The sequence below is a fragment of the Rhodanobacter sp. L36 genome (assembly GCF_009765755.1).
Lineage (GTDB): Bacteria > Pseudomonadota > Gammaproteobacteria > Xanthomonadales > Rhodanobacteraceae > Rhodanobacter.
Window position 1 is genome coordinate 232,839 of sequence record NZ_LMUV01000004.1, and the last position, 10,979, is coordinate 243,817.

At 59.5% G+C, this 10,979-nt stretch carries 8 protein-coding genes; 1 reads left to right on the forward strand and 7 read right to left on the reverse strand.

Annotation, left to right across the window (positions count from 1 at the left end; translation table 11 throughout):
• Nucleotides 1-38 precede the first annotated feature (38 nt).
• The 3 genes from ppa to GSQ73_RS08190 form a co-directional block, all read right to left on the reverse strand.
• Nucleotides 39-575 carry an inorganic diphosphatase gene (gene ppa, locus GSQ73_RS08180; protein ID WP_158882863.1) on the reverse strand — a complete coding sequence of 179 codons (537 nt, stop codon included), beginning with the start codon at nucleotides 573-575 and terminating at the stop codon, nucleotides 39-41.
• Nucleotides 576-679: 104 nt separating this feature from the next.
• Nucleotides 680-1,543 (reverse strand): 2OG-Fe(II) oxygenase, encoded by an 864-nt coding sequence (locus GSQ73_RS08185; RefSeq protein ID WP_158882865.1) that lies wholly within the window; start codon nucleotides 1,541-1,543, stop codon nucleotides 680-682.
• Nucleotides 1,544-1,609: 66 nt separating this feature from the next.
• Entirely contained in the window at nucleotides 1,610-3,049 is a 1,440-nt protein-coding gene (locus GSQ73_RS08190) for a PLP-dependent aminotransferase family protein (protein WP_158882867.1), read from the reverse strand.
• Between the two features lie 202 nt (nucleotides 3,050-3,251).
• Between GSQ73_RS08190 and GSQ73_RS08195 the strand changes: the two genes are divergently transcribed.
• Nucleotides 3,252-4,064, forward strand: coding sequence for a hypothetical protein (locus GSQ73_RS08195; RefSeq protein ID WP_158882869.1), 813 nt, complete (start codon nucleotides 3,252-3,254; stop codon nucleotides 4,062-4,064).
• 57 nt (nucleotides 4,065-4,121) lie between these two features.
• On the opposite strand, the gene GSQ73_RS08200 is transcribed toward GSQ73_RS08195, so the two are convergent.
• From GSQ73_RS08200 to GSQ73_RS08215, 4 genes are all read right to left on the reverse strand, one after another.
• Nucleotides 4,122-5,729, reverse strand: coding sequence for a sulfotransferase family protein (locus GSQ73_RS08200; RefSeq protein WP_158882871.1), 1,608 nt, complete (start codon nucleotides 5,727-5,729; stop codon nucleotides 4,122-4,124).
• A 30-nt stretch (nucleotides 5,730-5,759) separates the two neighbouring features.
• Nucleotides 5,760-6,707, reverse strand: coding sequence for a redoxin family protein (locus tag GSQ73_RS08205; protein WP_174236077.1), 948 nt, complete (start codon nucleotides 6,705-6,707; stop codon nucleotides 5,760-5,762).
• Nucleotides 6,708-6,803: 96 nt separating this feature from the next.
• Nucleotides 6,804-9,857, reverse strand: coding sequence for a TonB-dependent receptor (locus GSQ73_RS08210; RefSeq protein ID WP_254063332.1), 3,054 nt, complete (start codon nucleotides 9,855-9,857; stop codon nucleotides 6,804-6,806).
• 244 nt (nucleotides 9,858-10,101) lie between these two features.
• Complete coding sequence (locus GSQ73_RS08215) at nucleotides 10,102-10,863, reverse strand: helix-turn-helix transcriptional regulator (RefSeq protein ID WP_158882875.1); 762 nt, start codon at nucleotides 10,861-10,863, stop codon at nucleotides 10,102-10,104.
• Nucleotides 10,864-10,979 lie beyond the last annotated feature (116 nt).

Below are 10,979 nucleotides of genomic sequence, written 5' to 3' on the forward strand. Positions count from 1 at the left end.
TCGCTCTCGCCGAAAGCGGAGAGCGACGCTTGAAAGCGTCAGGCGTTGCTCGCCTTGTAACGCGCGATGCCCGCGGTAATTTCTGCCTTCGCCTCGTCGGCGCCGACCCAGCCTTCCACCTTCACCCATTTGCCGTCTTCGAGATCCTTGTAGTGCTCGAAGAAGTGGCCGATGCGCTGCAGCCAGTGCGCCGAAACGCCCTTCATGTCGCTGATGTGCGCGTAGCCGGGAAACACCTTGGCGATCGGAATCACCACCAGCTTTTCGTCGCTGCCGGCTTCGTCGCTCATCTTCAGCATGCCCACGGGATGGCAGCGGATCACCGAGCCCGGTATCAGCGACAGCGGCAGAATCACCAGCGCGTCGAGTGGATCGCCGTCACCGCCGAGCGTGCCCGGCACGTAGCCGTAGTTGCATGGATAGCGCATCGGCGTGGACAGGATGCGGTCGACGAAGATCGCGCCGCTTTCCTTTTCCACCTCGTACTTCACCGGCTCGGCATCTTTCGGGATTTCGATGATGACGTTGATTTCGCTCGGCGCATTGCGACCGGCGGCAACAAGATGCAGACCCATGAGATGTCCTTGGCAGGAATGAAAAAGTGGTCCGCAAGGATACGCCATCTGCTGTTGCATCGCAGCAGCGAAAGCCGGCTCGCGCGCCTCCCGGCCGATTCCGTTCAGCTCTTGCGTGGCTTCGAATACGGCCTTTCGCGCAGCCATTTGGTGGCGATCCATTTCTCGCCACGCGTCACCGGCAGGCCGGCATGCAGCGAATTCGGATCGCCGCCCTCGTATGCGAAATAGACGGCCGAACCACGGCGAGCGGCCACGGTGAGACCGACTTCCGGGAACGCGGTGCCGCCGCCTTGCTCGGGCGTGTTCAAGTACATCACCACGCTGGCGATGCGCTGGCCGCCCGCCGCGGTGATGACGCCGAATCCGGGATGCGCCGGATCGAACCAGTCGAAATGCGGCTTGTATTCCTGGCCCGGCAGGTAATGAAGAATCTGCAGCCCTTCGCCATGGCTCACGGGCACATCGAACAAACTGGCGATGCGTTTCTCGATGCGTCCGATCAGTGGCAGTTCGTTCAAGGTGAAGAACATGCCTTCACTGGTGCGCCGATGATCGACCTGATGATTGCCTTCGGTGTCCACGGTCATCGCGCGTTGCAGGCGCGGGCGCGCAAGCTCGATCAGGTCCGCGCATTCGTCGCGCGTGAGCAGGTTGTCCAGCACGCGCAGCGATGGTTCTTCCAGGCTCGCAGAGATGCCGATGGCGTGACCGTCGATCACCACTTCCGGCGGCTCGGGATGACGCGTGCGCAGGCTGTCGCTGTTCTTCACGTTCGCACCCGTGGTCGCTGCGTGCAACGCGGCGAGAGGAAGCTTCAATACTTCGGCGACGATGCTGCGGCTCTGGCGCGGGTCGTAACCGTTTTCCTTCATCAGCCGCAACACCTCCGGCACGCCGTGGCCGGCGCGCGTGGTGGTGAGAATCCAGTCGCGCAATTCGGGACGGATGGTGCTGCGGTCATGCATGACGAGTGCCCGGAGGAAAGTCTGAAAAGCTTACTTCACGCGCTGCGCCCGAAGAAACTTTCGCGATCAGGCATTGCGTGCATCGATATCGTCAAGGCAGGCGCCGAACAGTTGCATGGCCTCGCGCAACTCGATGGTCGATCGACCGCAATAACCCAGGATCAGACCTTCGCGACGCGGCGGATTCGAGTAGTGCGGCGCCATTGGATACAGGCCCAGGCCGCGCGAGTGGGCGAGTGCGACCAGCGCCTCGGCGCGTTTGCGATCATAGCCGCGCAGCCATGCGACCACGTGCATGCCGGCGGGAGAATCGACGATCTCCACGCGCTCGCCGGCATGCCGGCACAATCCGTTGATCAGTTCTTCGCGCCGCGCTTTCAACTCCTTGCGCACCAGGCGCAGATGCCGTTCAAAGCCGCCGTCCTCCATGAAGTTCGCCAGCGCGGACTGCTCGATGCCGGGTGATGAAAAGTCACTGAGGAATTTCGCCGTGACGAAATCGTCGCGCAGCGCAGCCGGCAACACCATATACGCCACGCGCAAGGCGCCGAACATCACCTTGGAAAACGTGCCGACGTAGATTACCCGATCGGCTTTGTCGAGCGAGCGCAGCGCCGCCAGCGGATGTGCGTCGTAACGGAATTCGCCGTCGTAGTCATCTTCGAGAATCCAGCAATGTTTCGCGTCCGCATAGCGCAGCAGTTCCAGTCGGCGCGACAGCGACAACACCGAGCCGGTCGGAAACTGATGCGATGGCGTGACGCATACCAGCGGCGGCGCCTCGTCGGGAAGTTCGGAGCACACCAGCCCTTCGTCGTCCGTGCGTACGGGAACGATGCGCGCGCCATGCGCAGACAAGGTCTGGAACGCGCCGAAGTAGTGCGGCTCCTCCAGCACGACAGGGTCGCCTTCGTCGAGCAGCACGCGTGCGGCCAGCGAGAAAGCCTGCTGAGTACCCGTGACGATCAATACATTTTCCGGGTGCGCGAGAACGCCACGACGTCGCGCGAGGTAATCGCAGATCTGCTGGCGCAACGCCAGCAGACCCTGCGCGCCGGTGGACTCCAGCGGGGTGTAGACCGTCGCGCGCGCGAGTGCGCGACCCCACGCGCTACCCAGCGCCGGATTGATCGACGGTTCGCCGTATTGCAGGTTGTAGCGCAGCTCGCGATGCATGCGTGCGATGCCGCGGTTCTGTACCTGCCTCGCACGCTGCGCATAGCGCGATGGCGCTTCGATTGTTTGCTGCGGCGCGTTCAATGCTGCGCCACTCTTCAACGTGCTCACATAGCTGCCGGAGCCGACGCGGCCATCGATGAAACCTTCGGCGCGCAGCTGCTCGTACGCGGAGAGCACGGTGGTTCGCGACAACTCCAGTTCGCGTGACAACTCGCGCGTCGGCGGCAGGCGAGTGCCCGCGGCAATGCGCCCATCGAGAATGGCGGATTTCATCGCGCGGGTCAGTTGAGCGTATTGCGGTCCGCGACCATCGAGTTCCAGAAACATGCCTATTGGCTCCGTGCAACCGATGAAATTGGTTATGGATGCGTGGCGATCCGGCGCCTAGTCTTCACGTTGTCGATCGACTGCCGCAAAGCGTCTCCAGCCCTGCGCCAAGACTAGAACAGTCCAGGCGCTGCTACTGTGTCTGCCGACGCTGAACGCGCCGTCGATCGATCATGCGCTTCATCCGGTGAAGGACTGCATCATGGAAAATTTCAGCCGCTTCGGTCGTGTGCTGTTTGGCATGGGCATGCTGGGTTTCGGCGTGCTCAATATGGCGTTCGCCTTGCCGGTGCCGGGACTCGAACCGTTTCCCGACGGACTCGCGGCATCAGCGTTCTGGACGTATGCAACAGCATGCGTGCTGATCGTCAGCGGCACGTGCACGTGGTTCGATGCTTTGCGTCCCCGGCTCGCCGCAATCGTTCTTGGTGTGATGCTGTTTTTGTGGCTCACGCTGCTGAACCTGCCGATGATGGTCACGCATATCCACAACGGCAGCATCTGGACGTCCGCGTTCGAATGCCTCGTGTTGTGTTGTTCCGCCTGGATACTTGCGTATGGGTTATCCGACAGCCGCGACTCCCTATCGCACGATCGATTGCGATCGATCGCCGCGTTGGCGCGCTACGGCTTCGGCGTGTCGCTGCCGTTATTCGGCGCACTGCATTTCATCTACTGGGAATACGTCGCCAGCGTGATACCCGCGTGGATACCGGGATCACCCGTGTTCTGGACGTACTTCACCGGCTGCGCGCACGTGGCCGCAGGCCTTGCGATTCTGAGTGGCGTGAAAGCAAAGCTGGCGTCGATCTGCCTCGGCATCATGTTCACCAGCTGGGTGATCGTCGTGCATCTTCCGCGTGTCTTTGCACGCCCGCAAAACCACGCCGAATGGACCAGCCTGCTGGTAGCGATCGGGATGAGCGGTGGCGCGTGGTTGATGGCGGGTTATTTTTCGTTGGGCCGTGACAATCGAAACGAGCAGAGCCCGCAACGCCAGGCCACGCCCGCATAGTGAACGATGACTGATAACGCTCAGGGCATCCGCCCACACGCGCGCAATGAGCTGTCGCTAAGCCGACAATCCGGCATCGCGCAGTCGAGCACGAAGTCGATCAAGCTTGTCGCCGTATCGTGCGGTTTGTGATGTGTTCGAGCGGAGTGGCTGCCGTACTTGTGCTGCGCTGGCCGTGCTGAGCACGACGCGTGAGTTCTGGTGAAACAGAAGACACGCCGGATCGAACTCCAGTGCGCAGAAATCCAGCAGCCGGCGAATCTGCGATTCGGGATCGGCAAGCAGTGATTCGTGGACGTGATCGAATATCCGCGTGGGAAACATTTGATGCCAGAAGCGCATCAGCCGATCGTGGTCTTCGTAGTAACTCGCCATGTCATCCAGGTCGTAGCTGAAATGGGCGCCGTTACTGAATAGCTGTCGATAGCAGGCGAAGCAGGTTTCGAGTGCATCGCGACGGGAATGGACGATGCGTGCGCCAGGCAACATTTGCAACGCGGCACCGACGAGTTCCCAACTGACCAGATTCTTGTCGGTGAAGCACGGTCGCTGCGCACGCCAGCGTTCCGTGCGAGCGAGATAGTCGCGCCCGAGTCGCTGCCAATCCTCGGCGGTCGCTGAGGAAGCCCATTGCGGGAACGGCTGGCCGCGGCGTTTCGATTCGTCCTCGATCACTTGCGGCAGATCGGTGATTTCGTTGGCACCTTCGACTTGCGGATGCGTGGCGAGTATCTGTTCGGTCAGAGTCGAAGCCGACCGAGGCAGGCTGACGATGAAGATGACTTCGTGGCCCAGTGTTTCATCAAGCGGTTTCGGCATGGGCCTGGCGAACGCCGATATGATGGCGTCGACATGCGCTCGTGCGGCGTCCGCATTCCAGTCCACCATGCGACGCTTCAACGCATTGGCTTCGCGGAGCGTCTCGAAAGATCCGGCATGGTCGTTCTGATCCGCAAGCGCCTTTGCCAGGGCGAATCCAATCGAGATGCGCGCATCATCGGACACTGCGGGCTGCCGAAATATCTGCTGCAGCCGTTGTACGTCTGTCGCGTTCATGGTCACGGTTTTCAGGTTGGCCAAGGCAAACCAGGCCGTCGCGTTATCGGGTTGGCGATGCAGAACCTCGCGATAATTCGCTGTCGCTGCGGCTATATGGCCCGTCGTGGTCTGCGCATCCGCAAGGCTGATGCGCGCCAGCACGTGAGCAGCATCGAGATGCAAAGCTCGTTGCAGCGATCGGCACGCTTCCTCCATGCGACCCTGAAGCTTGAGCGCCTTGCCAAGGTTGTACCAGGCGGCAGACGTGGCAGGCGCCAGTTCGCAGGCGCGCTGCAAATTCGACAACGCCTCATCGATGGCGCCCGTTTCGTAAAGTGCGCTGCCGAAATTCATGTGGATCGTGGCGTCGTCGGGGCGATGGATGAGCGCCTGACGCAAGCAGTTCGCAGCTTTTGTGTAGTCGCCGCGCATCTGTGCGGCGATTCCCATCAGGCGATGGGCGTCGGCACATTCAGATGCTCGCGCGAGCAGGTTCGTCAATGACCGCTCGGCGATATCGAGCTGCATGCTGCTCAATGCAGCGCCAGCCGTCGCGAGCAACTTCCTTGCTTCCGGCGAAAGATCGGCTGCGCGAAGTTGTGATGGCCGGGTGCGATTCGATGTCATTGAAAAACCATGTCGGATCACGTGCTCCGCTCATCCGAACGTGAAGGTGTAGACGTGAAGCCCATGTTGCGGAATACGCAACACGAGCGAGTGTTCGCGATAGTCGTTGCTGTCGAACAACGTGTACAACTGGCTGGCTTGCACGCTTACATGCGGCTGCGGTTTGCCGTCGATCTGTATGTCGAGTGTGACCGGCTGATCCGAGCTCGCGACCATGTGCAGTTTTCCGGCTTTGAAGCGCAGATGGATTTCGCCGTGACTACCGCTAAGCCCCGCGTACTGGTTGCTGATTTCCCACGCGCCGGACAAGCCGAATTGATTCAACGCAAGGTGGCTCGGCATCGTGAAATGCTGGATGCCGTTGCGCGGCTTGTCCACGCCGGCAAGATTCTTCTGATGCATGCTGCCGAAAAACATTTCGGGTGAAGAAATCTTGTCGAGCGCATCGTCGGACGAAATGTTTTTCTGTAGCAGGTTCATGCCGAGCAAAAGGCGTACTGCGTTTTCCATGCGCAGATAGTTGCCTTCGCCAAACTGATGGCCGATCAGATTGCCGTTCTGATCGATGAGATATTCGGCTGGCCAATACTGGTTGTGCCATGCGTTCCAGGTGCCGAGGTCGTTGTCCAGCGCCACCGGGTAAGTCACGTCCAGGCGCTTCACGGCGTTCTCGACATTGGCTGACTGACCTTCGAAATCGAATTCCGGCGAGTGCACGCCAATCACCACCAGCCCTTTGTTCTTGTACGTCTCGTACAGGTGTTCCGTGCGCGGCATGGCACGCAGGCAGTTGATGCACGAGTAAGCCCAGAAGTCGACCAACACCACTTTGCCGCGCAGGCTGGCCATGGTCAGCGGCGGCGAATTGATCCAATGGTTGATGCCAGTGAATTCGGGCGCGGATATGGCGCTTTGCGCAGTCGACGTGCCGCTTGCGATCAGCAGCGAAAAAAGGAATACGCGAAGATAGGATTTCATTTGCATGCCTCGCAAGACCGGAAGCAGTTTGCCCACCGCCGAAGTCGGCGGTGGGCAAATGGTTGCATGATGAATCTTGTTGCGGACTACGACGGGTTAGAAATCGTACGTGATCCCCATTTGTACATAGCGCGGCATCTCGAGCGCGATCGGCAGTTTGTAGGTTGTGCTGGGAGCTGCGGTTGTTCCATAGATGGAACCCAGCGCCGTCGCTTTCTGCTCGTTGAACACGTTGTTCACCATGATCTGGAAACCCAGCTTCTTGTCTGCCCATGCGGGACGGTATTCCGCACTCAGATTCAAAGTATGCGTCCATGGGGTGAAGCCCGATTTGCCAGGCGCAGATGGTTGTCCGCCGCACCAGTGATACGCACCGGGCGTCACCGTCGCGTAGCCTGCAGGGTCAGTTTCATCCGGGCCATAAAAGCCGAGGCAAACGTTCGGAACTCCAGATGCCAGGATCACGATGCCGCTGACCGTCCACTCTGGCGCGACCTGATAAGTGCCATAGGCCTTGAGCACGTGTTTCTGCTCATTCGCCTGGTCGCCATTGGCGTATTGCATCAGCGAACCAAAATCCCACTGCTGTGTTGCAGAGACGGAATTACCGCCTTGGCCGATGGACGACATGACCGGCCCTTCGGTGGTACCGAAGCTGCGCGAGAACACATAGTCGATCTTGCCAGTCCACGTGCCATCCCACGGATGCTCGAGGTACGCTTCAAGCGAGTAATACTTGCGAGTGGCCTTGGGAAAGCCGTAATCCTGCGGTGTCATGGTGACGGAGTCATAACCGCCGGCAGCGTTGGCGACTCGAATGACATTGCTCGACCCCGGGTTCACCAGGATGCTGCCGTTGAGCGTGTGATTCGGACATTCCGCCGTGTCGAAACCACCGGCGACCAATTTGTCGCAAAGGGCTCCCTCATCATCGACGTCGTCGATGATTCTTCCCAGATTGCGGTGCATCAGCGTGACGCCATACACCCACGACGAATTGATCTGCTGCTGCATGCCGAGAACGAATTCATCCTGGTATTCCGCCTTCAGGTTCTTCGACGCCACGGTAGCCGGATCGAGAGGTTGCCCGTATTCATTGTTCGTCGATACGGGACCGGACGGATTGGATGCAATGGGCGTCAGGCCGATAGGGATGCCTTGGGAATCGATGCCGGAATAGGTGTAGTACTGATTGGTGTAGAGCGATCCGCTTGCTTCACGCAATGCAACGCCCGCTGGCATCGCCAAATAATAACGACCGGCGTTGCCGAAGATTTTCATGCTGGAATCACCAAACACATCCCAGCTGAAGCCGATACGCGGCGACCATTGCGGACTGGTCAGGCGCAGATATGGCACATGTTCGCCGTTGTAGTTGGTGAACTGATCGTTGCGAATGCCGATGTTCAGCAGCAGATTGGGCGTGACTTGCCAGTTGTCCTGGATGTACTGCGCGCGCTGCTTCACTTGCACTGACGCTTGCGTCACGAAGATGTACTTGTTGACCCAGTAACCCGTTGCTCCATTAGGATAGCCTTCGGTGGGTGCAACGTAGGGTTGATGGTTGGGATCACCGCCAATAATCGGGTTGTTCGGGCTGGAGAATCCGTAGGACCAGGCATAGCCCGGACCATTGATGGTGTTGCCGGCATCGATGTCATTCGTCAGATCGTTGTCGATACCAAACTGGATATCGTGGTTGCCCAGTTTCCAGTCCAGATCCAGGCGCAGGTTGTCCACGCTTGATTTGTGATCAGGGCGATTGACCTGGCCAGCAGTCACGACGTTGGCGTTGGTGATGCCGCCGGGATGGCCAGCAAGATACGCGGGATTCTGATGGCTTGCACCACTGATGTGGGCTAACGACGTATCAAGGCCTGGGTACGGTGGCTGGACGGTGTAGTAAGTGCCTTCCATCTTGCCGAACATGGCGTTCACGGTCAGGTTGTCCGTGATGTAGCCGGTGTATTTGGCGATCCAGATTCCGAAGGAGTTCTTTGTGTGCAGATCGAGACTGCTGAAGTCCTCGGCTTTCTTGTTGTTGTAGTCGTAATTGTAGAAAGCGCCATCGAATGAATCGGTGTTCTTGACGCCGGTCAGCGATAGCGTGTTGCTGTCGTTGATGTTCCAGTCGAGCTTGGCGTAGATCTTGGGATCCCTGGATTTCTGATATTCGACCTTGCTGACGTCGATGCTCTGGACGGTCGCATTCTGGGTTTTGTTGGCCTCTGCGGATACAAAGAAGAACAGCGTGTCCTTGATCAGCGGGCCGCCGACATAGGCGTCATAGACCGTGTTCCACTGGCTGTTGCCGCGCTGATACGTGTTGAGGTCGCCTTTTTCCTGATCGGGTGTCGTCGAGCGCGGATTGCCGTAATAGATGTTGTCCTGGTTGCCACGCGCGAACGCGGGCTGCCACAGCACCTGGGCGCCGAAGTGCCAATCATTTGTACCGCTCTTGCCGACCTGGCTGATCACGCCGCCGGCAGACCGCCCGTACTGCGCACCGTAGCCACTCGTCAATGTCTGCTGCTGTTCGATCGAGCCATAGGGCAGCGAGATGCCGCCGGAATTACCCAGCGGATCGGAGGTGTTGAATCCGTTGATGTAGTACGCGTTCTCGGCGACGGACGAACCGCCGAAAGACACCAGCGATGTGCCGGTCGGGCCCGCGCCTTTGCCGTTGGCCATCATGAATGTCGACGACCCCTGTGTCGCGCCGGGCGCCAGCAAGGCGATGGCTTCCGCACTGCGTTGCAGCGGCAGGTGCTTCAACTGCTCGGCGGTAATGACAGTGCTTTCGTTGGTGGATGTCACGTCGATCGCAGGCAGGGCGTTTGCCGATACCGTCACACCCGAAAGGGTTTGTGCATTGGCGCTGTTTGCGGTTGTTGCGCCAGCTGTGGAAATGAAGCTGACCTCCGTCGCGCCGGCGACTTTCGGCGTCACGTTCTCGCGCGTTTGAACGGCTTGCCCGTTCTGCAGCAGCGTGACGGTATAGGTGCCTACCGGCAACGTCGTCGAATAGTGCCCCGAACTATCGACCGGGATGTTTCGATTGAAGCCGGAGCCACCGGTGATCTGGACGCTCTCTCCACTGGCGACCGGTGCGTTGCCGAAGATCGACCCCGTCGTTGACTGCGCTTGCACGGTGGAAACTCCGCAGAGCCCCAGTGCAACGGCGATGGCCAATCTTGAAGCAGGAAACGCCCCTCGGCGGTGGCGGAGCATGTATTGATTGTTTTTGCTGCTTTTCATGGAATTCCCCATTTTCAGTGTTGCCAAGTAATGACGAGCGCCGACACTTCGCTGACCACTCGAGTGCGCGGATCGTCTGTCTTTCCAAACTGCGATGGCGACGATGTTTCCGGTCGCGTGTTGTCGGTCGATCAACTCAGGCCACGAATGAATTTCCGCGTCGCACCTGGCCGCTGAGCGTGCTGTGGAATGCAATCAGGCGATCGATCTGATTCGGATCGTTGGTCGTGCTCAGAATGTCGTAGAGCTCGGCCAGCGCATCGGCGCGTTGCGTCGGATTCAGTGATCCGCCGAGCAAGCCGATGTAGGACTGAAGCAGCCGCAGCGCCGAGGCAAGCAAGCGTGGATTCACCGCGTACCTGTGTGCATCCATCGACGCTCCAGCTTTGGCCGGCTCGACGATATTCGATGTGTTTGCAGCAGAGCCGATGGTTGCCGCAGGTGGTTGCGAGGCGAAATCACCGTGGCCATCGTCGCCTCGCATCGAACCTTCGCCGGTGATCAGCCAGATCAGCGAAACATTCAATGTCTTCGCCATCACCACGCAGCGCTCACGCGAAATATCGCTTTGGCCGTCGCGCCAGCTGCGCACGGCACCTTCGGAAAATCCGCAGCGGCGCGCAATCGACGCCATGCTTCCTTCGTTGCGTATCAGCAGTTTCATGCGCGTGGCGAGACCGCTGCAGGACGGCGCCGAATTTTTTTCGCGCCCCAACGACGACGTTTCATTGGAGAGATGGTTGCCCGTCGTTTCAATCGCTGACGTGCGGTCGAAATACGGCATGCGCGCCAGGATGCTTTCGCTGAGAAAATCCTGCGCGCGGTTATTTTTTGCGGTCGAGCCAGGCGTGGGCAATTCAAAAGCCTGCGGCTCGACGCGTGAAGCGATCATCGGCATGGTCGCGCTCCATCGTGTGGGAAAGCCCTCCTTGGCCGGGAACGGATCAACGCGCAAGGCATCGGTGCGCGGGGGGACTGATCACTCGTCGTCAATCTTTCGTTACGAAAAGGTGC

Excerpts from the sequence above, each read along its gene's own strand:
- GSQ73_RS08200 (WP_158882871.1), bottom strand. The coding sequence starts at position 5,729 with ATGACATCGAATCGCACCCGGCCATCACAACTTCGCGCAGCCGATCTT.
- ppa (WP_158882863.1), bottom strand. The coding sequence starts at position 575 with ATGGGTCTGCATCTTGTTGCCGCCGGTCGCAATGCGCCGAGCGAAATC.
- GSQ73_RS08215 (WP_158882875.1), bottom strand. The coding sequence starts at position 10,863 with ATGCCGATGATCGCTTCACGCGTCGAGCCGCAGGCTTTTGAATTGCCC.
- GSQ73_RS08195 (WP_158882869.1), top strand. The coding sequence starts at position 3,252 with ATGGAAAATTTCAGCCGCTTCGGTCGTGTGCTGTTTGGCATGGGCATG.
- GSQ73_RS08205 (WP_174236077.1), bottom strand. The coding sequence starts at position 6,707 with ATGAAATCCTATCTTCGCGTATTCCTTTTTTCGCTGCTGATCGCAAGC.
- GSQ73_RS08190 (WP_158882867.1), bottom strand. The coding sequence starts at position 3,049 with ATGTTTCTGGAACTCGATGGTCGCGGACCGCAATACGCTCAACTGACC.
- GSQ73_RS08185 (WP_158882865.1), bottom strand. The coding sequence starts at position 1,543 with ATGCATGACCGCAGCACCATCCGTCCCGAATTGCGCGACTGGATTCTC.